The sequence below is a fragment of the Wolbachia endosymbiont (group A) of Gymnosoma rotundatum genome (genome assembly GCF_947250765.1).
In the GTDB taxonomy this organism is placed as follows: Bacteria; Pseudomonadota; Alphaproteobacteria; order Rickettsiales; family Anaplasmataceae; genus Wolbachia; species Wolbachia pipientis.
Genome location: NZ_OX366347.1, coordinates 1,155,415 through 1,182,004, shown reverse-complemented (window position 1 = coordinate 1,182,004; position 26,590 = coordinate 1,155,415). Strand labels below are relative to the sequence as shown.

Genomic DNA, 26,590 nt, shown 5'->3' with positions numbered 1-26,590 from the left:
CTTATTAAAAACCAAAACAATATATACACTTTCAGTAGCAAAAATCAACTCATGAGAGAAGAGTTTGTTTTGGGATGGGATGGTCTACCATGTGTACCATACGAACTTTTTTATATGGTGATTTCACCATATCGTAAAACTAGCTATATTAGCCTATTCTTACCACATTTATATATGAATCAAATTGCCTGACTTTGTTGCAAAGGTTTCAAACTTTTATTTTTACAATCCCATTTTTACGCAGTTTGTTCTCACGAATATACGATCTTTATCTTACGTTTTTAAGAAGTAAATAAACAAATTTTCTGTGACGCTAAAATAGATGTGTTTTTATTTACAATGAGGACAAAGAGGTCCATTTCTCATATGGTAAAAATGTTTTATAATTAACCGTTAGATTAAGAAAAAGAAGAACAAATAATCAAATGAGAGTACCACACTTAGCTCCTTCTCTTAAGCATGGAAAAGCAAAGTACAGTGTGGAATTTTTTCATACATTGCTCAAAGTTTTCATGTTTATAATTAGGTATCAACAAAAAATTTACTTAAAATTTAGAAAAATAGTTGTTGACAATGGTGACTTAGTATACTAGAAACTACATTAAAATATATAGTGGGGTAGTAAGTATGGAATCTGGTTTAGATTGTAATTACAATGCAATACTCAATAGGTTAACAAGTGCTGTCAAGGACAGTGACAAACAGACCGAAGCAAGAAAACGTTTAAGAATAGAAAGGTGGTTAAAAGTTAACATTCAGTTGATTGAAAATTTTAGCGGAGTAGAGCTAGAATTTTTCTCTGATATATTCTCTGATGATTCTTGTTGGAAAGGAGCGGGGTTAAAAAATGAAGTTGTTGGTGAAAGGCTAACTGAAGAAATAAATAAAAATGGAAAAGAGAATCCGTTAAACGTTTCTAAAAGATATTACTTAGCATGTAAATACTGCTTAGAAGGTAAGATACCTAGATTATTTGAGCAAGTATTTATAAAGTTTAAAAATAGTGCATTTGAAGAAGATATTTCTGATGACAAGCTAAAAGATGAACTTTTGGATCACCATAAAGAGAGTAGCCCTATAAAGGCTTTTTGGTCTTCCCTTATTGATAAACAGACTGGAAAACTAAATGAATATACAGCAGTTGAAGGTTTAAAAGAAGCCATACGAGTAAACTCACGTAAAAATTGGGAAGAGGGTATAGAGTTCTTCTATAATAAGTTACAAAATGATCCAAGTATTTACAGTAAAGGAGATTTATTAATCAACGCAGCTTTATCTGCAGTCAAGGGGTACAGAGATTCAGATATTATAGAGTTTTGTCTACCCAATATGAGTGATAAGCAGAAAAAGGAGTTATTGAAAAGAGACTTTAAAGAAAATACATATTATGCAGTGTTAAGTGAACTGATTGATGAATACTGCTTTGACTCTTTTAAGAATTTATTTGACCTACTTGAATCCAATGATCTTTCGTTCGAGCAGTATGGGGTTATTTTATCATCACTATCAAGAAGGATGCTTTTAAGTTCAGACTTAGCTGAACAAACTAAGGAAACTATCATGTACGTTTGGAAACATGAGAATTTTGAGGAATGCAGAAAATCTGTATTTAAAGACTACTCTTTTATTGTAATGGTAACGAATTTAATAGTAGAATTAAGAAAGGAAAGTTCAGATAATGAAAATAGAAAGAAGGAAATATTAGGAATATTGGAGTGTGTTAAGCATACACAAATTGAAGAGATTCAAAATTCTTTAATACATAGAATGAGTGCGGTGCATGGAATTGGTGAAGAGCGATTCACTGAGGATAAGAAACTGATAGAGCAGCTTTTTTCTGATTTAGATAAGTCCTTTAAGTGCAAAAAAGGGGATCTAGCTGCTCAAGGTGATGATGGGGCTGGTGAGCCAGCCGGTTTGCCACAATCAAGGTTTAGCCTAACTGATGCCCCATGTCATGTAGAATCTTCAAGCCATAGCAAATAGGAGGATTATATGCTAAATACTACAGGGCCACTTGAATTGGTACAACTTCTATTGATGGAAAATACATCAGGGGACGAGTTTTTAGATTTTCAAAAAAGGTTTCAGTCATTCATTGATCAGTCTCCTTCTTTCTTGCACTCGGTTGGGAAAGAAGGATTTTTTCCTAGTTTCTTTTTTGGTGCTTTTGCTACTTTATTGGATTCAGATCTTGCTGATTTTGGAGATGTTAAGGTTAAGGAAATTTACTTTCGTTTTGATCGTTATGGTGCTTTGAAGTTAGCTGTACTAACTGAAGATTCTAAGACAAAAAGTGAAAAAATAATCTATATTGCAGTATCTGATAAAGAGAATCATAAACCAAAATTTGATTCAGAAGAATTGAGAAACATATATCTCCATGTCTTTCCTAATCGAGGTCAAGATCCAAGATATGAAAATCGCAAAGAAACTGTTTATAGCACCGAACAGAAAAATCTGTCAAACCAGGAAGAAACTCTCCAATTTAAGTTTTAGTAGTTTTTAAGTACAATTGTACAGGAGGTGCTTTTGCAGTTATAACCGAATGTTTCACTGGTGCCATAAGTGCCCGTTTTATAGCATGGTTTTGGGAGGAACGTTCGAACCATTGATGGAGCCATATTTTATGACTACCTCGTTTAGGAGATTGTATAATCTTAACCATTCCCAAGCTGAAGCGCTTCGTTATTATAAATTATAGGAGCTACCATGAAAAAAGCAAAAAGTAAATTAGAGATAATGAATCCTAACGCAGCAGGAATAGATATCGGTTCATCTGTGCATTATGTATGTATACCTGAAGAAAGAGATGAACAACGTGTACAAAAGTTTAGCTGCTTCACAGAAGATCTTCACAATATAGCAAAGTGGTTAAAGAAGTGTAAAGTTACTACAGTAGCTATGGAGTCAACAGGAGTATATTGGATTCCTTTGTTCCAAGTACTTGAATCGTATGGATTCGAAGTAAAACTGGCAAATGCAAGGCATGTAAAAAATGTACCTGGGAGAAAATCAGACGTCCAGGATTGCCAATGGCTACAACAACTACACAGTTATGGGTTAATCCAAGGATCGTTTAGGCCAGATGATCAAATGTGCATATTGCGTAGTTATGTTCGGCAACGTAAAAATCTTACAGAAAGTGCGACTACACACATTAATAGGATGCAAAAGGCGTTAGTACAAATGAATATTCAGTTACATAAAGTAATAAGCCATATAACAGGTGTCACTGGAATGCAAATTATTAAGGCTATAATCGAAGGTGAAAGAAATCCTAATAAATTAGCTGAATTAAGGGATGTGCGAATAAAGAGTGATAAATCGGCTATTGCCAAAGCACTAACAGGTGACTACAGAGAGGAACATTTATTTGCATTACAGCAGGAATTTGAACTATACAATGTTTATCAGGAAAAAATAGCAGAGTGTGACAAAAATATTGAAAACCACTATAAGACATTTGAAGCAAAATCTGACGAGAGTAGAGAGTTAAGCAAGGAAAGAAGTAAGTATCGAAAAGATAAGCTAAACTTTGCCTTGCGTGAAGAATTGTATCGAGTAACCGGTATAGATTTTACTAAAATTCCTGGATTTGATGTACTAACTGTACAAGCTATTATTTCGGAAGTTGGTATTAACTACAGTAAATGGCAATCAGAAAAGCATTTTACTTCATGGTTGGGGCTAAGTCCTGCTAATAAGATTACAGGGGAAAAAGTATTTAGGACAAGAACTCGTGAGGTTATCAATCGTGCTGCGAATGCATTTCGAATGGCTGCTTATGCCGTGGGAAAAAGTAAGAGTGCATTGGGTGCATATTATAGAAGATTAAAAAAGCAACTGGGATCCCCAAAAGCAATTACTGCTACAGCAAGGAAATTAGCGTGTATCTTCTATCAAATGTTGAGATACGGACAAGAGTATGTGGAAAAAGGAATGAACTATTACGAAACACGTTACAAAGAGAGAGTCGTGAAAAATTTGATCAAAAAGGCACGGGTTTTTGGTTATATCTTGGTGCAACAGGAAGAGCTAATTGAGGGAGTTTCTTAGGAGAAGAAAAAATACATAAGATAGAAATGGTAGGACCAACATTAAGATATAGTAGAAAATTAAGACAATTTAATATTTTTTTTAAGAGTAGTAACTTAGCAAAAATTAAAAACTTCTTAAGTAATGGTAAAAAACAGGTTTTGAATCTTGTAGCTCAACAGGGAACCAGATTAAGTGCTATTAAAGTCAATCAAATTTTATATAGCCTATATGATAGTGAAGATAGCTTTATTCTGATGTCGCTAGCTAACATACTAAGACTACAAGACAAGGTATTAAGTGCTTTTCAAGCAGAAAATACTGGGAATTTGTTGGTAATCGAGTGCAAAAACAAGGAAGTATACGATGTACAAGATTTATATATGAAGTTAAAAAATACTATAAGAACCTGTACATGATCTCAAGAAAGGGATAAACTAAGAACCTGTTCATAATCTTTTGAGGAACAAAGCAGTGAAAGCAAGAACTACCATTTGCAAGCTGGTGTTGAGTTTACGCTCGCAATTTTTCCATAACCGTCTACATTTTTCCAACCAAGCAAAAGAACGCTCTACAACCCATCTTTTTGGCAATACAGCAAAGGTATGTAATTCACTGCGTTTTATTACCTCAACAGTTGCACCAATAGTTGCTTTTATTTGTGTTGCAAAATTCTCTCCCGTATAGCCTGCATCAACCAGTACATTTTTAACTCCCGAGAGGTTTTCTTTTGCATTTTCTACCATTCTCACAGCACTGCTACGGTCAGTTATCTCTGCTGTTGTTACATAAATTGCATGTGGCAAACCTTGCGTATCTACTGCAATATGGCGTTTTATTCCTGAAATCTTTTTGCCTGCATCGTAGCCTTTTTCTTCAGCAGTATCTGCATTTTTTACACTCTGTGCATCAATTATGCAGAAGCTGGTTTTTTCTTTCCGACCATTGTTTTGTCGGACTACGCCAACTATTTTTTTTTAACACCAGCTCCAGAACACTTTCTTTATTTGCATCTGGTTTTTCACTCCACTTCTTAAAATAGTCGTAACAATTGCGCCATTTTGGAAACTCTTTTGGTAGCATTCTCCACTGACAACCGCTTTTCAGAACGTATAACACTCCACAAAATACATCATACAAATCAAGTTTTCTTGGTTTTGTTTTTTTTCTACAGGATTCTAGATCTGGTAATATAATCTCAAATCTTTCCCGACTTATATTACTTGGGTATAAACTCCTCATATATCCTAACTTATATACATTATCTCTTAGTTTATCCCTTTCTTGAGATCATGTACAGGTTCTAAAAGATAATCTATACAAACTATGGAATCGGATGTCATCCGGAAGTTATTTTCCAGAGCCAGTAAAAGCTGTAGCAATACCGAAGGATACGGGAGAAGGACAAAGAATTTTAGGTGTTCCTTCAGTATTCGACAGGATAGGGCAAACGGCAGCTTCTATGTATCTTGAGCCGCTAGTAGAGCCAAAATTCCACGAGGATTCATATGGTTATAGACCGAATAAATCTGCACTGGATGCGGTAAATACAGCACGCAAGAGATGCTGGAGGTACGATTGGACGATAGATCTTGATATATCTGGATTTTTCGACAATCTGGATCACGAATTAGTTTTGCAAGCTATCAAGAAATATACAAACTGCAAATGGGTCATACTGTATGTTGAGAGGTGGATGAAAGCCCCTATTCAACAAGCAGATGGCACTAGGGAAGTGAGGAATAAGGGAGTTCCGCAAGGAGGTTCTGTAAGCCCAATCATTTCTAACATATTTATGCATCATGCGATTGATATGTGGATGAGGCAAAACTACCCCACAATACCATTTGAAAGGTATGTTGATGATGCAATAGTGCACTGCAAAACTAAGAGACAGGCAGACTTTATGAGAGTAAAGATTGAAGAAAGATTGGCTGAGTATAAGCTAAAGTTGCATCCCGAAAAGACACGGATAGTGTACTGTAAGAATAGCAACAGGAAGAATACATTTCCTATACAAAGCTTTGATTTTCTAGGATATACCTTTAGACCTAGAGGAGCAAAGAGCAAAATAGGAGAATATTTTGTTGGATTTCTACCTGCAATTAGCAATAAGGCCAAGAAAAAGATCACTCAAACCATAAGGTCATGGAAAATACATAGATTTACAGGAAAGAAGTTGGAGGAAATATCAAAGGAAGTAAATCCAATAGTCAGAGGCTGGTGTCAGTATTATGGCAGGTTTTACCAAACGGAGATGTATAAACTTCTTAATAATGTAGAGCGGCATCTAGAAAAGTGGGTAAGTAAGAAATATCTGATTGGAAAAAGACTAGCAAGGAAACTTCTAGGAAAAATGAGAACAGAAAATCCGAATACTTTTTACCACTGGAGGTTGGTATGGTAATCAAAGTACTGAATAATGGGAGCTGTGTGAATCGAGAGGTTCATGCACAGTTCTGTGAGGGGCTGGGGGGGAAGTTCCACTGGTCTACTCGACCAATAGAAAGTGTTTAATATTAAAACTAGTAACAATATTAATGAAATAATCTCCAATATTGACGGAAAAGAGCAGAAAGTAAAACTGGCAGCTATAAAAGCACTAAATAGAACAGCACTATGGTTAAAAGCAAAAGCAGCTAAGGAAATCAGTGAGGAAAAGAAGATAAAATTAAGTTTGATAAGAAAGAGATTAAGAATTTTTAAGGCGAAAACTAGCAGATTAGAAGTGTTAATTAGAGCAAATCTCTATGACATTAGAGCATCGGCAATTGGCAAAATACAAAAAACAAGAAGAGGATCGAAAGTAGGAAAGTATGAGTTTATAGGAGGATTTGCAGCAGTTATGCCAAAAGGAAATAGCGGTATGTTTAAACGTGAAGGAAGAGCAGCATTGCCAATAAAGGAAGTAAAACTACCGCTGGAACCAGAAGGCTCAAGAATAATAAAAGACCTTGTTAATTATGAGAGTGAGAGAGTGTTTGAGAAATACTTTAAGGTAGGGTCGGGAACTGGCGCGCCTCTTTAGGGTTTGGTGGCTGATCCATTATTTTTCATCATGGGCCTCAATCCAAATTCCCATATTTACGTTTCCAGCTCCCGCCTCATCAAACGCAGCATGCAGTTTTCCCGCACTACGCTTTCCTAGTAGTTTCTTTACCAAAGTTTATAGCATATTGTGCTGGTAATGCTTTCGGAACGTAATACCTTATTCTGTAGTCTTCATATAAACCTAGCGTTCGGTATATCCATTCGTTACTCCACTTCTTCCAGCCAAATCCTTTTGCTTTTCTGGCTCGCATTAAGTTGCGTCTTACTTTCTTCATTACCCACTGTTTCACGTACCTGAAGGTTCGACTTGAGTGTCCAATCCTAAAGTAGTTTACCCACCCTCTCAATATTGGATTAATGATATGAATCACTCTTCCTATTGGTTGCGACTTATAGCAGCGAAATATTTCCTTCAACTTGCGTATTAGGTTTGTCCGTGCTTTCATCTGTGGTGTTGTTTGTATGCTCCACTTTCCTTGTCTTGTAATTTTCCTTCGAAAATCAAATCCTAAGTAGCTGAATATTCTTCCTTCTTTTAGATTGATTACTTTTGTCTTTTCTTCATTTACTTCTACTTTTAGTTTTGCTAATTCTTCTTGTACCCTTTTGTAAACTGATTTTTCTAGCCATTCCCATTTTGGGTGTCCACTTATCAGTATCACTAAATCATCAGCCCATCTGGCGTATTCTATATGTTGATATTTTCCCTCTTTAGTCACCTCTTTTGCTTTCTCTAGCATTTTGTCTACCTCATTTAGGTATATATTACTCAGTAATGGCGAAATTGGTGATCCCTGTGCTATTCCTCGTTTTCCTCCTACCTTGAGGATTAGCTTAATTAAGCGCATGACTTCTTTATCGTTTATTCTTTTTGCAATTTTCTCCATAAGAATATGATGTCGTACGTTATCAAAGTAGGATTTCAGATCTAGGTCAATACATTTTGTGTTGCCTTCGATTGCTGTTTTTGCTACTCTGCTTATTGCTTCACACGCTTTTCTTTTTGGTCTATATCCATATGATCCGTCCTGAAAGTCAGATTCGAATATTGGTTCAAGTATTAGCTTCAGTGCTGTTTGCACTATTCTGTCCCGGATGCAGGGTATGTTCAACGTTCTGAGTTTTCCCCCAACTTTTGGTATTTCCTTCCTCCTGTTCCTATTTGGGCTATAGGTCTTGGTTATTAGTTCCTGTCTTATTTGTTGAAGATACTTTCTTATGCCTTCTGCCTCTATCGATTCGAATGTCACCCTGTCAATTCCTGGTGCCCCATTACTCCTCTTCGTTAGCTTGTAAGCTTCCTCCAGTGTCTCCATTTTGCAGACATGAACGTAGATTCCCCAGAATCGCCATTCCGGTTCTGCCTTCGCTTTGGTATATATCTTTCTTCTCAGGTCTTGTAATTTTATTGGTATTTTTATCATTTTTACCTTTACCTTCCTTTTGTCAAAAGATTCCTACTAGTAGGGTGCCTTTGCTCCGTGAGAGTTACCTCACTTCTTCGCTACTACGCACCCATCCGCCACCCTCTCATCTTCGGTTTCTTTTCCTAGTTTATCTAGTTATAGAACCTACCACTCCAAGGTATTTCTCCTTGGGACGAGGAGGGCTTCTCCAGTTGCTCATATGTCCTTATCATCATGCTGTCACTATCACCCCGCCAAAGTGGTTCAGTTGTATCATTCGGGTTTCAACTGCCCATGTTGCCTTCACCAAGCCATGGTAGGTTCAGCCTTCGGTTCTGTACTTTTCGAGGTCACCTATGTGTTTACTCTCGTTACAGCCTGATGATTCACCATTATTCTTACAATAATGTTGTCGGTAGGCTTCAGTATCTTGGTTTCCCGTAATACTGCTACCCCAGTTACAGGACTCCGACTTTTATCCTGGTGGGCTTTTTCCCACTGAACATATTCACCTTTCCTGGACACACCAGTGGCAAAATACATCCTTTCAGTTGACGGCGGAGGCATAAGGGGCATAATACCAGCCATTATTCTAGCAGAAATAGAAAAAAGAACAAGAAAGAGGGTAGCTGAAATCTTTCACTTAATGGCAGGAACCTCAACTGGTGGAATTGTTATTGCTGGATTATGTAAAAAAGATAAACCTCAATATTCTGCTAATGATTTAGTCGAGTTCTATCGGGAATATGGACCATATATTTTTAAGTCTTCATTCTTTAGGCGATCAATATTATCTTGGTTTAATTGCACACAATACCCACATAAAAATATTGAGTATGTACTTCATAAATATTTTGGCGATGATGTCTTTAAAAACACTTTAAGTAATGTGTTGATTACGAGTTACGATATTCACAATAACTACCCATTTTTTTTCAAAAGCTGGAAAGAGGATAGAAATTTTATTAAATTAAGGGATGTATTAAGAGCAGCAACTGCAGCACCTACTTACTTTGCACCTAAATATTTAAAAGTCAACCACAAGGAAATGGTATTAGTGGATGGAGGGGTGTTTGCCAATAATCCAGCGGCTTGTGCATATGCAAGTGGTAAGAGGTTATTTCCAAATGATGATATTCTACTGTTATCGATAGGTACTGGAAGAACAGATAGAAGCATAGAGTATGCCAATTCAAAGAGATTTGGAAAAATAGGCTGGATAAAACCTTTGTTAAATGTGATGTTTGCCTCTGGATTGGACTGCGTAAATTATCAGATGAATCAAGTAATAGGCAATAGATACGTAAGAATACAATCGCAATTGAAGCTAGCGTCGGCTGACATGGATAACATTACATCAAAAAATATCAAATTTCTTCAACAGGAGGCAAAGGCAATGATAGAGGACAATCAGAAAGTGATAGAAAAATTCTGTATAGAAATATTAAATATATAACTATTTTTACCTACATCTTAATATATTGTTTAACACAATTCAATTTTCACACTCATCAGCAGTTAGGCCACTTGCTCGCACAATAATATCAATAGCAACACCTGCCTTTGCTAGATTTTTTGCAACCTTGATCCTTTCTGTTTTTTTAACTTTTTCCTTGCCACTTTTCATATTTTCAGATAGAGATTTGACTAATGATTCTTGTTCTCCGTACTCATCCATTAAACTCAATAGCTTTTTGCTTTCTCTTGTTTTAGGCAGTAGAACTTTAATATTCACTGATAATGCTCTTGCTATTTCATATAATTTATCAAATGAGATGGCAGTATATCCTTTTTCATATTCGTGTATTTCCTTGAGCGTTAAATCAACTTTATCTGCCAAATCTTTTTGAGTATATCTTCTTATCAACCTCCATTCTCTTATTCTTTGCCCTATTCTGTAATATATAGAATCAGTGCAGACTTCTTTCTCTGTATTATCATACTCGTAAATAGATAAACCCGTTGCCTGGGAAATAACATCAGTAGAAACTCCTTCTTTTACTAGATTTTTTGCTACCTCTAATCTTGCCTCTTCTTGATTAATTTTTTCGCTAATATGAACAAACCTGACTAATGAAGGTACTATTTTGCCTAACTTTTGATTCTCGTATATTTTTGTTAGATAGAGTATTTCCTCGTCTTCATAGCTGTCTTCCCTTACTATTACTGATTCAGGTAATAAATCTACAACATCAACTGATAATACTCTTGCTATTACATATAGTACTTCAATTGGAATAGGGCTATATCCATTTTCATAACTGTTTACTTTTTGGTATGTTAAACCTATTTCACTTGCTAATCCTATTTGAGTATGACCTCGCATTAACCTACTATTTTCTATTTTTTGCCCTATTCCATAACTAACATTGCTTGCAGAAACAAACACATATACCTCCATTTAAGAAAAAAACTTTATTGCTATAATTTTTTCATGAGCTACCCATCTAAAACTATATCAACAGGTAAACCTACCGCTTGCAAAATAATATCAATAGAAACTCCCCCTTTTACTAAATTCTTTGCAACTTTGATTCTTTCCGCTTTTCTTACTTTTTCTTCACAAATCCTTATACCTTCAAACAGAGACTCTCTTAATGCGTTACGTAGTTCTTGGCTCTCAATTTCTTTGTATTCTTTAATCAAATCAGGTAGCTCATTTTTCACTTTACTCCCTTCCTCTATTAGTAGATCCGTAATATTAATCGATAACGCTTTTGCTATTTCATATAGTTTATCAAGTGGAACAGCAGTCCTCCCTTGCTCATAGTTGCTTATTTCGTCACGTGTTGTATTCATTTTCTCTGCTAAATCCTTTTGAGTGTACTCTCTTACCACTCTCCATTCTTTTATCTTTTTCCCTATTTTGTAGTAGATAGAACCCGTTTTTTCTTCAACACATTCATCAGCAGAGAGACCAATTGTTTTTGCAACAACATCAACAGAAATTCCTGCTTTAACCAGACCCTTTGCAATTTTTATTTTTTCCGATTTTCTACTACTTTTCTCACTAACTTGGACAAATTTGGTTAGTAAAAAAAACATTCTACGCAACTCTTGATCATTAATTGTTTTATATTTTCTTATTAGGTTCAGTATTTCTTCTCCCTCATCTTCAAGACAGCTTTTTGATACAGGAATAAGATCCACAATACTTACTGACAATGCTTCCGCTATAGCATATAACCTTTCAATTGGAACTCTACGATTCCCTTTCTCATATTGCAGTATTACCCAGTACTTTACACCAATTTTCTCAGCTAAACCCTTCTGAGTATAACCTCTCTCTAACCTCCAATTTTTCACTTTTTCCCCTACTTCACAGTCTAGACTTTTTTCCACGCAAAAAACCATATATATAATATTTTCTACTATAGCTCAGATATAACGGTAAAAAAAACCTCTGGAACCTTAAATTGCCTGTAGACGCATTAAAGTTCCCTAAAGGTTTCTTTACTACCTCCACATACCCTATTTACCCACGGAGACAATACTTCATCATTGCTAATCTCTTTTATAGCATACTTTTCACTCCATATGCCACATCTAGTGAAACTACCTCTTTCTACCGCTTCTTTAAGCTTTACTCCAGCAAAAAGACAATTCTTTCCTATCTCTTCGCCTCTTTTTTGTAACTCAGCCCACATTTCCTTGTTTTCTACTCTGACTTGTACTTGATCATATTTTTTTACATCGTGGTACAATATAACATTTAGCTTACCAATGCTCGTAGGAAACTCTAACATGACAGAGCTGCCATTTGACATATCAGTATAGTTTCTTACACCTCCTTTCTCACTTTTAACCTCAACTGCATCATTACCAATTTTTAAAATATTACTTCCTAACTCTCTCAGTATTTTGGCAACCTCTACTTTACTGTCCTCAGAAAATTCTATATATAATGTTGCATTGTCTATCTCGATATCTATTAATTCCCCTTCTTGAACAGCACTTTCACCAGCTTTTTCCAGTTCTTCTAGTTGCCTATCTATCTGTGGCTGAACTTCTGGCTGTAGCTCATTATAGATTTCACCTATCAGTTTATTCTCCAATAAAGTATCATGAAACTCTGCACCGCTTAGCATTAATTTACGTATTAGCTTTTTACGATCAGCCTTATCAAATTTATGAAAATGTGTACCTAATACTAGATATTCTGCAAAACTCCATTCCCCATCATTACATGCATTTAGCCTTACTCCAGAAGTTATTACTTTGTCTATAACTTTGTGCAATTCATTTACGTTTTTTGCCTCTACTACAGCACTTTTAAACCAGCTCAATTCTTTGCTTTCGCTTGCACTTGGCTTTATTTTTTTTAATGCTGAAGTAAATGGATTTAAATCTTCTGCTTGATTACTCAAAGGTTTTGTACCATATATGTAGTCAAGTCCTTTCCCATAGTTGATTTGGTTTTCGCGAACTTCTCTACCAGGGAAAGGTACATCTCCAAGCTTTTTAGCCTTATTAGTTTTGCTTACAAAGGTGGATTGCTCCTTAGTACGACCAATACCTCTAATAGCATTTGATATTTCACCCTTCGATAATCTATCAAGATCAATGTTTAACTCGTAAGTACCTCCTTCTTGATCATCAAAAGGTACAATTATTTTCTTACCCATATTATCCTCACTATTAAAAATACTTTTTAAGCGTACAATAAACTTTATTATTATACATTCTATTACTCATTATAAATTATAGTGAGCAGATTTGCAAATACTTTCTGCTATAACAATCCATTTTCTCGAAAGCTGAAATAGCCTCCACTTGTGATGATAATATGGTCAAACAATTTTATGCTTACAGTACTACATGCTGCTGCCAAGCTCTTTGTTACTGCTTGATCTTCTTCTGAAGGTTCTAAGCTTCCTCCAGGATGGTTATGTGACATTATTATTGATGTTGCATTTTTTATTAATGCTTTTCTTGTAATTTCCTTTATGTATACTGGTGCTTTTTCCATTTCACCAATATAGGATTCTTCTCCGATTAATTGGCGCCTCTTATTCAAATACAGTATTTTTACACATTCCCTTTCTGAATGGCCTATACTTACGTTTAAGTACTCTACTAGCCCTTGTAAGTCCATTATTGGCTCACTCTTGAGTTTTTCTCTCATTACCCTTTCTAGCGTTTCCTTAACACACATAATCATTGCTACTGCAGAATCAGTCACTCCTTCTATAACTTTCAGGTCATCCATTTCTCTACCTAAAATCCTTCCTACTCCCGTATAAGTGTTCACCAGATTTTTAGCAATTTCTTGAGCTTGCGGCCTTTCATGTACTGCACTTAAAAATGTTTCCATTATTTCACGATCAAGTAGTGCTTTGCCTTTGCTTTCTAATATTCTGAATTCGATTTCTTCTTTACTTTTATTCATATAATTTACCTTTCACTAACAACAAACTTTTTTTAGATATTTACTGCTGTTTTTTATCAGCATTGGCATAGAGCCATAGCTTTCGAGTGAAGTCAAATCAATTTTTCAATCTTTTTTACTTATTTTTTCATCAAAAAGTGAAGATATTAATATATGATGATTTTTTATTGTTGAATTTCGCCTAAAGAGAGGCCTGTTATTTGCAAAATAATATCGGTAGAAATTCCTTTTTTAACTAAGTTCTTTGCAATTTTCATCTTTTCTGCTCTTTTCACTTTCTCTTCGCAAATTTGTATGCTTTCAAACATAGATTTTATTAGTACATTACGTAGTTCTTGGCTCTCAATTTCTTTGTATTCTTTAATCAAATCAGGTAGCTCATTTTCCACTTTACTACCTTCATCTTCTTCTATTAGTAGATCTGTAATATTAATCGATAATGTTTCCGCTATTGCATACAATTTTTCCAGTGGAATAGCTACACGCCCTTGCTCATAGTTGCTTATTTTGTCACGTGTTGTATCCATTTTCTCAGCCAAATCCTTTTGAGTATACTCTCTCACTAGCCTCCATTCTTTTATCTTTTCTCCTATTTGGCAGTAAATAGAACCTCCTTTTTCTTCAACACATTCATCAGCAGACAGACCAATTGTTTTTGAAACAGTATCAACAGAAACTCCTCCTTTAACCATACCTTTTGCAATTTTTATTCTCTCCGTTTTTTTACTACTTTTCTCATTAATTTGAACAAACTTGGTTAGTAAACAAAATATCTTACGTAACTCTTGATCATTAATCTTTTTATATTCTCTTACTAAATTTAATATTTCCTCTCCCTTATCTTCAAAACAGATTTTTTCATTTGATACAGGAATTAGGTCTACAATACCAATCGACAATATCTCTGCTATAGCGTACAACTTTTCAATCGAAATTTTTCGTGTTCCTTTTTCATATTGTAGTACTATTTGATACGTTACGCCGATTTTTCCCGCTAAATCTTTTTGAGTATAACCTCGCTTTAACCTCCAGCTCCTTACTTTTTGTGCTATTTTGTACCTTATCGAGATATTTGCCATAAATATTATATAGGTTAATACTACCAAATAAAGATATACAAAATGTTTGCATTTTAGTTGAATATTTCTTCACAATTGTGTATAATTATTAATGCTTTCTAGGTTGATTCGTCATGGCTCTTTCTAAATTTCTTGATGCACGCAATGATTATGCCTTTAAAAGAATATTTGGCACCGAGAAGAATAAAGATATCCTAATTCATTTCTTAAACGATATTTTAGGCTTTACTGGCTTGGCTGCTATTCACGATGTTGAATTCTTAGCTACCATTTTGGATCCTGAAATTGCCGCTAAAAAGCAGAGTATTGTTGATGTTCTTTGTAAGGACTCTCAAGGTTCAAGATACATCATAGAAATGCAGTTCACTAAGACCAAAGGCTTCGAAAAGCGTGCTCAATATTATGCTGCTAAAGCCTACTCAAGTCAAGCTGATCAAGGTGATGATTATCATAATCTCAAGGAAATTATCTTTATTGCTGTTGCTGATTGTATTATTTTTCCAGACAAGACTGAGTACAAATCTAATCATGTCATTTTAGATCAAAATAGCTTTGAACATGACTTAAAGGATTTTTACTTCGTATTCATAGAACTACCAAAATTTACAAAGACAAAAGAAGACCAACTAGAAAATATAGTAGAAAAATGGTGTTATTTTTTCCGATATGCAGCAGAAACAAGCGAAGAGGACCTAGATAAAATAGTTGGTAGTGACGTAATAATAAAACGAGCTTATGAAGAGATGAATAAGTTTAATTGGTCAGAAGAAGAGTTACTAGCATATGAACAAATGAAAAAACGCATAATGGATGAGGTAGCTGCTTTAGCTCAAAAATTTGATGAGGGTCTTAAAGTAGGTCAAGAAAAAGGTAGACAAGAAGGTAGACAAGAAGGTAGACAAGAAGGCAGACAAGAAGGCATCCAAATCGGCCATCAAAAAGGTAGGGAAGAGGGCGAAAAACAAGCTAAAATAGATGTGGCCAAAAACCTACTTAAGGCTGGCGTGTCTGTTGACTTAATAGCTGAATCTACAGGCCTTTCTCAAGCTGATATTTCACAGCTCAAGGAGAAAGCTTAAGTACTGTAGATCCCCTAGAGCGCTTTTCAACTTATTGTGCTTCTTTATCTATTAGTCTAATATATTAAAGCCTACATCTAACTCTTCCGCTATTCTCGCTATGGCTTATTTGATTTTCTCACTAATTTTATGCATCAGTTAAGCGCAAAATAGATGATATTTAAATATAAAAAATGTTTTTCATAAAAATTTCTTATCCTTGATAATTTTAGTGTTGCTATTTGATTCTAACTTTTACATAATGCAGTAAATATTTTCATATAGGGGGTACAATGCCAAGATGGACAGATCGTCATGCTACAATACTTAAGAAATTACAGGATATCATTAAACATCCAGATTCTAATATTGCTGCCGGAAGGCGTTTAGCTATCGAAAAATGGGTAAAAACCTATACTGGAGAAGTAGAATATCTTAAAGATGATGAACTACAATTCTTATATAACGTATTTCGTGATGAGAATTGTTGGTCAGGTACAAGGTTAAACACTTCTACTCTAGGAAGAATGTTAACTGAAGAAAAAGCAGGTGAAATAAATAATCCACTTTGTAGATATAATATGGCATGCAGGTATTGTGTGACAGATAAGATTCCTCAGCTTTTTCAGGAACAACTTGAGTCTTACAAAAGTGGCTTCTCTTCTGGAGAAGAAGATGATAATGGTGGGCCTGCAACTCACAACCACAAATATGTTAGAAACGAATTATTGGATGCTATGAAAAGTGTAGACCCTGTGTTTACTTTCTGGATTGATAAAAAATCTGGAGGATTTAAAAAGCATGATAATGCAGTAGAGGGTTTTAATAAAGCTGTGGAATTCAAATGGAGTGAAGGAGTAGAATATTTCTATCGTCGTATAAATCAGGAAGGAAAGAAAAAGATTGATAACCTGATGGTTAAAGCTGTTGCTAATTTATCTGCTATTCAAGCTAACCATAATGTTGCTACCGTTTTAGATTTTCTTCTGCATGAAATAATCACTGATCCAATAAAGCATAAATTACTACTTAAGTTATCAGATAAAGGCAAAGGAGTTATGTATCAACCTCTTAGCATATTAATACAGTGTGGTTTCGTTGATACAGTTCAAGATGTAATAAAGCAGTTATCTCAGGAAAAAGTTTTAGTGTCTGAGGAGAAGAAAATACTTTCACATTGTGGTTACGCGTTTCTCCTTTCCTCGCTTTCAAATTTGATGTTAGAGGATCCTGAGATAGATATTCAAATTAAGGCAAGAATGATTGTTGTGAATCTTTGGAAATGCGATCTTTTTGATGAGCATAAAAAAGCTGTGGTTAAATTTTCCAAGAACATAGATCCGATAACAGATGTGCTTGCAGGGTTAATTGTTGATTGGCAACGTGATAATAGCAGTAATAACATTGTAAGGAAGCGTGAAGTACTGGAAATTTTGCAATTTGTCAAAGATTTTTGTTCAGACAAGGATTTTAAATTATTTAAAGATGGTATCACTAACGATCTAAAAACGGTTTATGTGTCAGGTATGAAAGATGGTGTCGACTATAGCAAGGTAGCAGAGGGGTTATTTTCTCAGCTAGGGAAGTCTGCGCATTTGTCTCCTGAAGGTAGTGGTTTTAGTGATCCACAGACCGTGTTAGAAAGTGCTGGTGTTAGTGGTGTGTCTAGTCGTAGTTATAATTAGGAGTGTTTATGCGAAATAATGATGAAGATACTGAATTAATTCAAGATTTGTTAAATGGAGATTGTGATGAACTAAAGAGAAAAGTTGGGCTTTTTTTAGATCAGTGTCCATCTTTTTTACACTCGGTTGGTAGGAGTCGTTTTTTTCCTGCATTCTTCTTTGGTATGTTTGCTACTGCATTTGACTCTGGTATTATAAATTTTGACCCTGATATTGCAAATGGTGAAAGAATTTACTTTCGTTTTGATAATTATGATAATGGAAAAGGAAATCTAAAAATTGCTGTTCTGACTAATGACGTAGATGAAGATGGCATGAGAATAGATAAGATGCTACACTATTGCTGATAATCAGAACAGTCTTGGATCAAGATTCAGTGAAGAAGAAAGGCTATGGGTAGAAGAGAATCAGTTACAGCACTTACAGGAGGATCTGGCTTGGGAAGAGTATAAAATATTTAAACGAGGAGAAAAGTGTGAATTTTTTGATCAAGGAAGGGATTTTGATGGAAATCATGCATCTCCTATCGATAATTTTAGAGAAATTGCTCCAATCATGCAGCAAGGCAACTTATTAGATCAAGTAAATGGGTTAGCAAATAATAACAGTCAAGAAGTAAGAAGAAACATTAGAAGAATTTTACAATACATCGTCAATGTATACGATGAATATCGCCAAGAATTGAATTTTGATAATGAGTCTGACGATCATGGTTTTTTATCCGGATTTTTAGTAAATTTTAGGTACCGCGCTATGGCTGATATCTACCTAGAATTACTCATAGGAAGAGGATATGCAGATATTAGTTTGCTTGTACGTGGTCAGGAAAAATTAAATAATTCAGTTCCCATTATAATTGAGCTCAAAGCAGGTCAAGAACACGCTGGACAAGCGTTGGAACAAGCTAGGAGTTATGTTAGAAATTGTCCCATTTCATCTGTATCTGTTCATACCTCGTCAAGAAATGCTGTTTGTGTAGGGCTAAACTTTAACCATAATGCTCAACGTCTGCAGCTTGATACAGAACACTTTCTAGAGCAAGAACCTTCTTTGATAAGAAGATTACTTAATCCTATTGAGGGAGAAGTTGTAAGAGATGTAGAAAATTATTTATTATATCCAGCCTCTTGCACACGTGCAGTACCTGGTTCTAATCCATTTTCCTACACATCTAGGTTTGCGTTTGCAAATATTGCATTTGAAAAAGGTACTGCTCGGATAGGGGGAAATTTGGTAAGAGTAACAAAATACCTATTCAATTACCATAATGACGATAGAATGTTATATCCAGTAAGACAAGGGGCCTCAGGAGTAAATGTTCGAGAACGCGCTCTGACAATGGTTTTGTTTGCATTAAGTATTAACTCACTAGTTGTGCTTAACATCCGTCGAATGATGCGTCACCAGTTTCCAGCAATGGCCTTAGATTTATCACGTCTACATTGGCAAGGTGCTAGAGTGCGTGAAGTATTGTGTGAAATGGTTGATGGTAATCCTCAAGTAAACGTTATTTTAACACAATTTCAGTCACCTGATGATTATTCAAGAAATTATCTTGGGCATTTCCAAGGTGATCTTTTATGAATAGGTGGTGTTGGACAAGTACACAGAACCGCAAGTGTAATGATGAATACCGGCTGGCAAGATGTCAATAGGCATAAGCAATTATTTCAGGAAATTTCTAATGTGTTGTTTCCATTGTTAGAGCAAAATGCTATACAACCATTAAGGCAAGGATTGGTAACAAGTGAAGCTGAATTTCAAGCTGTATTACATGGGTTATTTTATACTCTTGGCAATCCTGCTAGAGTAATTATTGAGTTTCAATTAGAAAGAGGTGGAAGAATAGATCTAGTGTTGTCAAGATTTGTGGAAAGAGATGATACTCATCCAATTGGGATAGAGCTAAAATTTGCCAGAACTGCATGGCAGGTACGACAAAGAAGTGCAGAAGCGAATCGACAATTACAACGATATACACAATGTGGAGGATGCGAACGTATTACTGATGGAGATCAAATGGTTTTATCGTATGCTGTATTCAATAACGGTGCGCTAGAACCAGATACTCTAATATCGGTTAAGGATGTTCTTAACGTACGAGATAACTTAGGACAGTTTTATAGATAATCTTTACCAATGGAAGTGCTCACGATTTGGTTGTACTTGTAGTGAAACATACATATTTAGTCCAGAGAGTGTAAGTAAGGTTGAAGGAAGAAAGATAAGATTCTTGAAGAAGAGGGTTTACTTTAACATCTTCTTAAGCTAAAGTCAGCCTTATCAAGTCAAATAAATTTACTGACAGAAAGATTTGCCTAGTTTAATACCTATTAGCAGCGTGTTAGAAAGTCGTCAAATAGGCAAAGTTGTAAGGCTAAGATAGGTTAAATATATAATTTATCTAGTTTTTAGTACTTTATGCAAAAAGCTGAAAAATTGAACAGCTATCTATTTTTACTATAGACTTACCTCAATTTTTCTTTCTCATATCAAATGAATTAATGTTAACTCAGTAATATATTTTACTAAAAATTTAAATAAAATAACTATTTCCAGTGGTTAAAATCAAGGAACGTGAGAACTATTTTTCTTGGAATGGCATGGTCTACCAAACGATACATACGAACTTTTTAATATAGTGATTTCATTATACGCTAAAACTAGCCATATTAGCCCATTTCATCCATATCTATATACGAACTGTTTTGCCTAAGCTTATTGAAATAATTTAAATCTTCTATTTTTATAACCTTATTTTTACGCGGCTTGTTCTCACAAATATACGACCTTTTTTGCAATCTTAGGAAGAGTAAATAATTCAATTCTTTAGCTAGCATGGTATCTTCACTAAAATATTTTTTGAAAAAGTTAGTTGACTTATAAATAATTCTCTATTAATATTGGCATGTGTTTATTCATTTTGCTGAAGTTGCTCCTTACAAGTTTGTTGTAAAAAAACTTCAGCAGTTTCCGTACTCCTTTAAAGCATAATCCATCATGCTCTTATAGTAGTGATATCAAATTGCTTGTAATGTGTTGGCTTTTGTGCTCTACTTTATCTCTTAGTGAAACTTTAAGTTCCATATCCTGCACACAAAGAAATCCATATTTATACCAACATTCGTTATTGGGAACACAAATGATAAATTTATTTAACTTCGCAATTATAGGCAAAAACAGCTCTTTTTCATGTGTTTCATAACTAACGGAAATTTGTATTAGAAAAATTATGCTTGCATCAGCCTTTATTCATGCTAGTTATTGTACATAATGTATTTATAGATTGAGGGAATATGGTGTTAGAATATATTTTAGATACTAAGCAAGTTTATAAAAAAAAGCCATTTGGTCAGTTAGCTGATGAAGAACAGCATACAGAACGTTTTGGTCAGTACACCATTGAAGGTAATGCATCATCGTTAAGTCAAGAACAAAGTGATGATGACTGGCATGAGTCCGTTATTGAAGACAAAAATACTGTTGTTGAAAGTTCTTTTATTCCAGAAAACTCAATTTTGATGAATTTAGCAAATCTGTTAACTGAGAGCGAAAAAGTTTCGATTGATGAATTTCATGAAAAGATGGAAAGTATAATGAAACGGTTTCATGAAAATAGATACGAAAATTCTGCAAAGGTCACTCTAGAAAAGATGGAACGTTTAATAGATGAATATTTGAAAAGAAAAATAAAGCTAAATTTACGCTGTGATCAATATGAATGCACTGTGTCAAATTTTGTATTCAAAAAAATAATTGATATTGCTAATGCTAGCAGTGTTATGCGTATAACGCCTACTACTAGATCACGGTATAAAGATGATGGAGAAGAGGCAATAGATGAATGGGAAGAGGCTTTAGAACCTTTATTCAATATTGTCAATAAGCTATTATTAGCAGGTGCAAAAATAGAGTCTGATTTTTACAATGATAGGATGATAGGTGAAGTTATGTGGGGAAGTGATGAGCCTATTTTTACAGAGTGTAAAAAAATTAAGGACGAACTAAAAAGTATCGCATATAAGGGTTTAGTAAACAAGAATGAACAGATTCAAGATGATGATCTGAAAGTAGAAGTAGATAACAATCTTGCTCTTTTCAGGTGGCCACAAAACAGTATCGTTGAAGTTGCAAAGGTTATGAATAGTAAGGTGAATGAAAATTTCAGTATAGAAAGTAGCATCTTACAGATCGGAGAAAGTATAATAAGAGTTGAAAGCATAGGAAGAAAAAGAAATTATACAGATGTCTTAGGGGGTGCCATTGAAATGTCCTTTATCACTGAAGTAGGTAAGATTAATATTCATCTATGTCCTAGTGATGAAGGTAGTAATATAATAAAAGTAAATCTTGATGAAGAGAGCCAAGAGAAGTTTGACAAATTAAAAGATAAATCAAGTTTAGGAGAAAGTTGCTTTTTAGGAGGAAAAAGTGTTCTACAAGCTTTAAACGATAAAGGTTTTGAAAGAAACGGCGGAATACTTATAGAGTTAGCTGAAACTATTAAACAATCAGATTTTGTGGTGAAAGAGTTAGGTATTCCATCCACCATTATGAAGTCAATCGATAGTTTAGATAGCTGCAAAAGAAAGGTCTTGGAGAGGTAAAAAGTTGATATGTTTTCAAAGCAAGATTCTTGGAGGTATTCAATAAACTATACGCTCAAAGCAAGGAGAAATAGCATGAGGATTTAGAGAAATTAAGTTAATAATTTAGAGATTATTATAAAGAAATCATTTTTCTTTCTTGGTGTTTACTCTTTTATAGGTATAGCCTTTTATATTTGATTCAAAGAAGACTGACTGCTCCACACTTTTTCGAATTTTGTGTTTGATTGAATTGACTTTTGTGATACCTACAGAATTTCCTTTATCAGACCCAACACATGATTCAGCAAAAGAAGGGCTATTAGGTTCTTATGCAATAATTTTGAAGCTCTGAGGTCGTTTCACATATAAGTTTAAGATTGTCACTATTTTCATCATATAATTAAGCTTTTAATTTTGAAGTATTTTCTGGCACATCGATCTCCTGTTGCTTTTACAAATTAAGACCATAGAATTTCTCCCTTTGCTTACTCCACAGCATCGGTATTTCTCTTAAATCCACTAACCTCAAACCCCTTGGCTGCCTCCCATTTACTATATCTTCTTTAATTTTTGGTGCTAAATAGTTCAACCTCAAAATTTGCTGTATACGTCTTGTACCTATATTAACTTTGGCACTCAGTTCTTTTATACTCGCATATTTCCCTTCCTCTAGTTGACGTTTCCACAGATGTGCTCTTACCACTGCTTTCAGTAGCACATTGTTTGTTTTACCTTCTGGTTCTACTACTGTGCATTTCTTTCCTTTTTTCTTCATTGGTATAAATTCCACCTTATCCTCTAAACACACTTCTATTCCATCCTCTTTTACCATTACTTTCTTTATTAACTTTTTCACTACTTCTTTCTGCTTTCCAAAACTCCATTCTTCCCCTTTTTCTCCCCGTTCTTCATATAATTGCTCTGCTTTTTTCATTACTTCTTTTTCTATTTCTCCAGCAACTATAGTTCGATTTACCGATTCACAATTTTTCCCTCCTAGATGATTGTTACATACATAATATCGATACCTTTTATTCTCTTTTTTCGAGTACGTCAGCGTCATGTTTACTTCACAGCTCTTGCACTTTATTATTCCCTTTAGCAATGCTTCCTCATATTTTACTTTTCTATATGGCTGATCCTTTATCAATTCTTGTGCTTTTTGCCATTTTTCTTCTTCTATTATCGCCTCATGCTTTCCTTCATATTGTTTATCATAATGTCTTATCTTTCCCACATATATTGGGTTTGTTACTATCCTTCTCACTGTTGCTTTTTTAAAAATATCTGATTTTGCTTTTGTTCGATATCCTTCTCTGTTCAACTCTCTTGCCAATTCTGCCATTGATCTCAGCTCCAAATATCTTTCAAATATATACTTCACTGTTTTTGCTTCTTTTTCATTTATTATTAATTCCTTATCTTTTACATTATACCCAAGCGGTAAAGTTCCTCCCATCCACAATCCTTGTTCTTTTGATGTTGCTATTTTATTTTTTACTCTCTCTACTATCATCTCTCTTTCTAGTTGTGCTGCTCCTGATAATACTGTCTGTACGAATTTTCCCATTGGCGTATTATTGTCAAATATCTGCGTTACTGCTATAAAATTTACTCGGTGCCTTCTAAAAAATGACGTTACTTCGATGCTGTCTTTTGTTTCTCTTGATAGTCTGTCTAGTGTGTACACTACTACACAATCTACCTCTCCTTTTTTTACATCTTCAAACAATTCCTTTATTGCTGGTCTTTCTAAATTCTTTCCTGAGAAACCTCCATCATCGTACCTTTTGGCCAATGCTACCCAGCCTTCTCGGCTTTTTATATATTTTTCACATGCTACACGTTGCGCATCAAGACTATTAAACTTTTGTTCCAGACCATCTTCATTTGACTTCCTAGTATATATCGCACATCTTACCTCTTTCAGCATTCTTTCTCCTTATCTCTCATTCCAAATAGAAGCGGCCCATTGTAGCTCATTCCCATTATTTTCCCCGCCACTGCTGACAATGATGTATAAAATTCTTCTCTGTAGATTAAACCCTTATCTGTTACCATTACCGCATGCGTCTCTTCACCTCTCTCTAGTATTAATTCTGTCCCTTCTACTGGTAATTTATCGCTACTTATTCTTTTTCCCTTCTCTAGTCGATCTGCCAGATATTCTAGTCTTTTTAACCCTTTTCTTGACATTTCTCCATACGCTTTTTCCTGCATTCTATAAGCTAATCTTGGTATCAGATATTTCTTTGAGTATCTAGGCGCCTCTTCCCCAAATACCTTCTTCCACGTTTTTCTCAGCTCACCCAAAGGTTTTCTCTCTAAATTCATTACTTTCTTTTCTATTTCTTTCTCCATATTTTTAGCCCTTCATAAATAGCTTTTCAATTCTGTCTGTTTCTTTCTTTAATACCTCGGCTATTTCTTTGTTATTTTTCGCATAATCCATTGCTGTCATTCCGAACTTATCTGCTTGCTCTATTTCTGCTCCTGCTTCCACTAACTCTTTTACTATTTCCACTTTCCCCACCATACATGCAAGGTGCAATGGAGTGCATTTATTGCCATACTCTTCAGCATTTACATTCCCTCCTGATTTTATCAATTCTCTCACGGTTTCTAGACGTTTCTCTGTTACCGCTAGGTGCAGTGCTGTATATCCTCCTACATCTGCTGCATTCACATTCGCTCCTTTTTCAACTAATAATCTCACTGTTTTTGCGTCTATTGCATAATGCAGAGCTATTCTTCCTTTTTCGTCTCTTTCATAAATATTTTTAAACGAGTTCTCTAATAGTGACTCCTCTTTTTTACCCAGCTTTACCATAACTTACCCCACTTTTTCTTTAAATTTAAATCCCTCTTTTAAGCCTTCCCTCTCACTACATTTTCTACCTCATCTATCATTTCATTCACTTGGCTCATTATTTTGCTTGCTAAATTTTGACATCTTTCCTTTATTAGCGATTTGTCTCTCTTCCTTATTTCTCCTATCTCTATTATTTTTAGCTCCGGCATGTAGCTTCCATTCAACATGTCTGCTATTTCTCCCACTAGCCCCTCTATTCCATAGCACGTCAGTTCCCTACTTTTTGTTACTCCTCCTTTTTCTCTTAAAAATTTACTTGCCTTTTCACTCTCTTTGCTATCACATAGACGATACTTTTCACTTTCCCATATGTAATACATTGGTGTTGCACCATATTTATTCAGTTGATTAACCTCAGCTCCTGCTTTTACTAGCTCTTTTATTATTTCAACTCCTGCTCCTCCTATTTTGCACGCAGAGTGCAGTGGCGTACATCCAGTGACATATTGAGTAGCATTTACTTCTGCTCCTTCTCTTAGCAGCACTTTTACATTTTCTAAGCTTTTCGCAAATACTGCACAGTGTAGTGGTGTATAACCATTTTTATCTCTTGCATTAACATCTGCTCCTTTTTTTATTAATAATCTCACTGTTTTGTAATCAGAGATTTCTACTGCTTGATGCAAGATCGTCTCTCCTTCTTCATTTCTTTTATTAATGTTTTTACTTGATACTTCTTTAAAAAACTTACTCTTGCTAAAACTCATTTCATACCTCACAAAATTAGCTTTTCTAGCGCCAGACAAATTTCTTATATTTACCTGCTGCTATTCAAGTCATGTCCTTTTTAGCATGAGAAAGCAAGTCTTTTTCTTTTTATTTCATACACTTTAAACTATTATTAATATAATATATGAGGATCTAAATATAAGCATTTAACTTATTACACATATTGCTTGACTATTTTTCCAACTTCTGTGCAAATGTCTATGTTCGTGCCACTTCAGTACTCCTGGGTAAAATACTAAAATGTAATTTTCTAATTCGTGTATTGAGTCTTTTTGCTCTGAATCCAAATCATTTTTATAGTAAACGTTGTGTTCTGCCAAACCATATTTTGTAATCTTCTGATCTGTATAGTTTTCTATTTTGTAGTGGTGAGTAACGCTAAACCTTTCTAAAATTGGCTTGTGTTTTAAATTCCAACGTTGCCCTGAAAGTTTATCGTTTCCCAATACAAATTTATTTCCTCTTTCTTCTACGCTACTAACTGGAAAGCACGTATTTATGTCTCCTAAATCCCAACTGTTGTAAATTAAAAATATGATATAAAGGAGATAAGAGGGAAGATAACCCTACTCACTATAGGAATAGAGTTATCACGGGCGTGTGCGACCGACCAACTGTTGGTATTATAACCGTTCGGATCAAGGTACACTAGCCCATCTCTCGATACGTTTGAATAGTTGCATGGGACATATGT

24 protein-coding genes and 1 pseudogene are annotated in these 26,590 nt (G+C 34.8%); 13 read left to right on the top strand and 12 right to left on the bottom strand.

Annotated features, from left to right (window positions below):
- Positions 1-627 precede the first annotated feature (627 nt).
- From OOK97_RS05910 to OOK97_RS05895, 4 genes are all read left to right on the top strand, one after another.
- Positions 628-1,986 (top strand): hypothetical protein, encoded by a 1,359-nt coding sequence (locus OOK97_RS05910; protein ID WP_264704953.1) that lies wholly within the window; start codon positions 628-630, stop codon positions 1,984-1,986.
- A gap of 9 nt (positions 1,987-1,995) precedes the next feature.
- Positions 1,996-2,499: a hypothetical protein gene (locus OOK97_RS05905; protein ID WP_264705177.1), complete on the top strand. Its 504-nt coding sequence runs from the start codon at positions 1,996-1,998 to the stop codon at positions 2,497-2,499.
- A gap of 213 nt (positions 2,500-2,712) precedes the next feature.
- Complete coding sequence (locus OOK97_RS05900) at positions 2,713-4,059, top strand: IS110 family RNA-guided transposase (protein WP_264705004.1); 1,347 nt, start codon at positions 2,713-2,715, stop codon at positions 4,057-4,059.
- A gap of 26 nt (positions 4,060-4,085) precedes the next feature.
- Positions 4,086-4,457, top strand: coding sequence for a hypothetical protein (locus tag OOK97_RS05895; protein ID WP_264705176.1), 372 nt, complete (start codon positions 4,086-4,088; stop codon positions 4,455-4,457).
- A 30-nt stretch (positions 4,458-4,487) separates the two neighbouring features.
- On the opposite strand, the gene OOK97_RS05890 is transcribed toward OOK97_RS05895, so the two are convergent.
- A protein-coding gene (locus OOK97_RS05890; RefSeq protein ID WP_264705175.1) for an IS5 family transposase occupies positions 4,488-5,280 on the bottom strand; the annotation gives its coding sequence in 2 pieces (ribosomal slippage) (positions 4,488-5,015 and positions 5,017-5,280; 792 coding nt in all).
- Between the two features lie 94 nt (positions 5,281-5,374).
- On the opposite strand from OOK97_RS05890, the gene ltrA (OOK97_RS05885) reads away from it, so the two are divergent.
- Together ltrA (OOK97_RS05885) and OOK97_RS05880 are read left to right on the top strand one after the other, a co-directional pair.
- Positions 5,375-6,445, top strand: coding sequence for a group II intron reverse transcriptase/maturase (ltrA, locus tag OOK97_RS05885; protein WP_264705173.1), 1,071 nt, complete (start codon positions 5,375-5,377; stop codon positions 6,443-6,445).
- 129 nt (positions 6,446-6,574) lie between these two features.
- Complete coding sequence (locus OOK97_RS05880) at positions 6,575-7,066, top strand: phage tail protein (protein WP_406719941.1); 492 nt, start codon at positions 6,575-6,577, stop codon at positions 7,064-7,066.
- A 106-nt stretch (positions 7,067-7,172) separates the two neighbouring features.
- Here OOK97_RS05880 and ltrA (OOK97_RS05875) read toward each other — a convergent pair whose 3' ends face one another.
- Positions 7,173-8,513, bottom strand: a complete 1,341-nt coding sequence (ltrA, locus tag OOK97_RS05875) for a group II intron reverse transcriptase/maturase (RefSeq protein WP_264705171.1) — start codon at positions 8,511-8,513, stop codon at positions 7,173-7,175.
- A gap of 511 nt (positions 8,514-9,024) precedes the next feature.
- Between ltrA (OOK97_RS05875) and OOK97_RS05870 the strand changes: the two genes are divergently transcribed.
- Positions 9,025-9,951 (top strand): patatin-like phospholipase family protein, encoded by a 927-nt coding sequence (locus tag OOK97_RS05870; RefSeq protein ID WP_264705170.1) that lies wholly within the window; start codon positions 9,025-9,027, stop codon positions 9,949-9,951.
- Positions 9,952-9,990: 39 nt separating this feature from the next.
- On the opposite strand, the gene wmk (OOK97_RS05865) is transcribed toward OOK97_RS05870, so the two are convergent.
- The 5 genes from wmk (OOK97_RS05865) to wmk (OOK97_RS05845) all read right to left on the bottom strand — a co-directional run bounded on the left by wmk (OOK97_RS05865) (position 9,991) and on the right by wmk (OOK97_RS05845) (position 14,963).
- Positions 9,991-10,896: a WO male-killing family protein Wmk gene (gene wmk / locus OOK97_RS05865; protein WP_406719904.1), complete on the bottom strand. Its 906-nt coding sequence runs from the start codon at positions 10,894-10,896 to the stop codon at positions 9,991-9,993.
- Positions 10,897-10,934: 38 nt separating this feature from the next.
- Entirely contained in the window at positions 10,935-11,849 is a 915-nt protein-coding gene (gene wmk, locus OOK97_RS05860) for a WO male-killing family protein Wmk (RefSeq protein ID WP_264705168.1), read from the bottom strand.
- 77 nt (positions 11,850-11,926) lie between these two features.
- A complete protein-coding gene (locus OOK97_RS05855; protein ID WP_264705167.1) occupies positions 11,927-13,120 on the bottom strand; it encodes a hypothetical protein in 1,194 nt (397 codons plus the stop codon).
- Between the two features lie 107 nt (positions 13,121-13,227).
- Positions 13,228-13,884: a JAB domain-containing protein gene (locus OOK97_RS05850; RefSeq protein ID WP_264705166.1), complete on the bottom strand. Its 657-nt coding sequence runs from the start codon at positions 13,882-13,884 to the stop codon at positions 13,228-13,230.
- A gap of 164 nt (positions 13,885-14,048) precedes the next feature.
- Positions 14,049-14,963 carry a WO male-killing family protein Wmk gene (wmk, locus tag OOK97_RS05845; RefSeq protein WP_264705165.1) on the bottom strand — a complete coding sequence of 305 codons (915 nt, stop codon included), beginning with the start codon at positions 14,961-14,963 and terminating at the stop codon, positions 14,049-14,051.
- Positions 14,964-15,076: 113 nt separating this feature from the next.
- Here wmk (OOK97_RS05845) and OOK97_RS05840 point away from each other — a divergent pair, with 113 nt between their 5' ends.
- The 6 genes from OOK97_RS05840 to OOK97_RS05815 all read left to right on the top strand — a co-directional run bounded on the left by OOK97_RS05840 (position 15,077) and on the right by OOK97_RS05815 (position 22,313).
- Positions 15,077-16,042, top strand: coding sequence for an Rpn family recombination-promoting nuclease/putative transposase (locus tag OOK97_RS05840; protein ID WP_264705164.1), 966 nt, complete (start codon positions 15,077-15,079; stop codon positions 16,040-16,042).
- Positions 16,043-16,314: 272 nt separating this feature from the next.
- On the top strand, positions 16,315-17,706 hold the full coding sequence (locus OOK97_RS05835; protein WP_264705163.1) for a hypothetical protein: 1,392 nt from the start codon (positions 16,315-16,317) through the stop codon (positions 17,704-17,706).
- Positions 17,707-17,714: 8 nt separating this feature from the next.
- Positions 17,715-18,053 carry a hypothetical protein gene (locus tag OOK97_RS05830; RefSeq protein ID WP_264705160.1) on the top strand — a complete coding sequence of 113 codons (339 nt, stop codon included), beginning with the start codon at positions 17,715-17,717 and terminating at the stop codon, positions 18,051-18,053.
- 208 nt (positions 18,054-18,261) lie between these two features.
- Entirely contained in the window at positions 18,262-19,290 is a 1,029-nt protein-coding gene (locus OOK97_RS05825) for a hypothetical protein (protein ID WP_264705159.1), read from the top strand.
- A gap of 39 nt (positions 19,291-19,329) precedes the next feature.
- Positions 19,330-19,836, top strand: a complete 507-nt coding sequence (locus OOK97_RS05820) for a hypothetical protein (protein WP_264705158.1) — start codon at positions 19,330-19,332, stop codon at positions 19,834-19,836.
- Between the two features lie 1,166 nt (positions 19,837-21,002).
- Positions 21,003-22,313 carry a hypothetical protein gene (locus OOK97_RS05815; RefSeq protein WP_264705157.1) on the top strand — a complete coding sequence of 437 codons (1,311 nt, stop codon included), beginning with the start codon at positions 21,003-21,005 and terminating at the stop codon, positions 22,311-22,313.
- A 433-nt stretch (positions 22,314-22,746) separates the two neighbouring features.
- On the opposite strand, the gene OOK97_RS05810 is transcribed toward OOK97_RS05815, so the two are convergent.
- From OOK97_RS05810 to OOK97_RS05790, 5 genes and pseudogenes are all read right to left on the bottom strand, one after another.
- Entirely contained in the window at positions 22,747-24,228 is a 1,482-nt protein-coding gene (locus tag OOK97_RS05810) for a recombinase family protein (protein ID WP_264704948.1), read from the bottom strand.
- Positions 24,222-24,656: a DUF2924 domain-containing protein gene (locus tag OOK97_RS05805; protein ID WP_264704947.1), complete on the bottom strand. Its 435-nt coding sequence runs from the start codon at positions 24,654-24,656 to the stop codon at positions 24,222-24,224. Before OOK97_RS05805 ends, OOK97_RS05810 begins: the two co-directional genes overlap by 7 nt.
- 4 nt (positions 24,657-24,660) lie before the next feature.
- Positions 24,661-25,125 (bottom strand): ankyrin repeat domain-containing protein, encoded by a 465-nt coding sequence (locus OOK97_RS05800; protein WP_264705156.1) that lies wholly within the window; start codon positions 25,123-25,125, stop codon positions 24,661-24,663.
- Between the two features lie 38 nt (positions 25,126-25,163).
- Positions 25,164-25,874: an ankyrin repeat domain-containing protein gene (locus tag OOK97_RS05795; protein WP_264705155.1), complete on the bottom strand. Its 711-nt coding sequence runs from the start codon at positions 25,872-25,874 to the stop codon at positions 25,164-25,166.
- Between the two features lie 168 nt (positions 25,875-26,042).
- Positions 26,043-26,414: pseudogene (locus tag OOK97_RS05790) on the bottom strand (phage tail protein); the annotation flags it as partial.
- Positions 26,415-26,590 lie beyond the last annotated feature (176 nt).

Coding starts and splice junctions, on each gene's coding strand:
- OOK97_RS05805 (WP_264704947.1), bottom strand. CDS start 24,656: ATGGAGAAAGAAATAGAAAAGAAAGTAATGAATTTAGAGAGAAAACCT.
- OOK97_RS05840 (WP_264705164.1), top strand. CDS start 15,077: ATGGCTCTTTCTAAATTTCTTGATGCACGCAATGATTATGCCTTTAAA.
- OOK97_RS05810 (WP_264704948.1), bottom strand. CDS start 24,228: ATGCTGAAAGAGGTAAGATGTGCGATATATACTAGGAAGTCAAATGAA.
- OOK97_RS05850 (WP_264705166.1), bottom strand. CDS start 13,884: ATGAATAAAAGTAAAGAAGAAATCGAATTCAGAATATTAGAAAGCAAA.
- OOK97_RS05830 (WP_264705160.1), top strand. CDS start 17,715: ATGCGAAATAATGATGAAGATACTGAATTAATTCAAGATTTGTTAAAT.
- wmk (WP_264705168.1), bottom strand. CDS start 11,849: ATGGTTTTTTGCGTGGAAAAAAGTCTAGACTGTGAAGTAGGGGAAAAA.
- OOK97_RS05835 (WP_264705163.1), top strand. CDS start 16,315: ATGCCAAGATGGACAGATCGTCATGCTACAATACTTAAGAAATTACAG.
- ltrA (WP_264705171.1), bottom strand. CDS start 8,513: ATGATAAAAATACCAATAAAATTACAAGACCTGAGAAGAAAGATATAT.
- wmk (WP_264705165.1), bottom strand. CDS start 14,963: ATGGCAAATATCTCGATAAGGTACAAAATAGCACAAAAAGTAAGGAGC.
- OOK97_RS05820 (WP_264705158.1), top strand. CDS start 19,330: ATGATGAATACCGGCTGGCAAGATGTCAATAGGCATAAGCAATTATTT.
- OOK97_RS05900 (WP_264705004.1), top strand. CDS start 2,713: ATGAAAAAAGCAAAAAGTAAATTAGAGATAATGAATCCTAACGCAGCA.
- OOK97_RS05815 (WP_264705157.1), top strand. CDS start 21,003: ATGGTGTTAGAATATATTTTAGATACTAAGCAAGTTTATAAAAAAAAG.
- ltrA (WP_264705173.1), top strand. CDS start 5,375: ATGTCATCCGGAAGTTATTTTCCAGAGCCAGTAAAAGCTGTAGCAATA.
- OOK97_RS05895 (WP_264705176.1), top strand. CDS start 4,086: ATGGTAGGACCAACATTAAGATATAGTAGAAAATTAAGACAATTTAAT.
- OOK97_RS05910 (WP_264704953.1), top strand. CDS start 628: ATGGAATCTGGTTTAGATTGTAATTACAATGCAATACTCAATAGGTTA.
- OOK97_RS05855 (WP_264705167.1), bottom strand. CDS start 13,120: ATGGGTAAGAAAATAATTGTACCTTTTGATGATCAAGAAGGAGGTACT.
- wmk (WP_406719904.1), bottom strand. CDS start 10,896: ATGGAGGTATATGTGTTTGTTTCTGCAAGCAATGTTAGTTATGGAATA.
- OOK97_RS05800 (WP_264705156.1), bottom strand. CDS start 25,125: ATGGTAAAGCTGGGTAAAAAAGAGGAGTCACTATTAGAGAACTCGTTT.
- OOK97_RS05825 (WP_264705159.1), top strand. CDS start 18,262: ATGCAGCAAGGCAACTTATTAGATCAAGTAAATGGGTTAGCAAATAAT.
- OOK97_RS05795 (WP_264705155.1), bottom strand. CDS start 25,874: ATGAGTTTTAGCAAGAGTAAGTTTTTTAAAGAAGTATCAAGTAAAAAC.
- OOK97_RS05905 (WP_264705177.1), top strand. CDS start 1,996: ATGCTAAATACTACAGGGCCACTTGAATTGGTACAACTTCTATTGATG.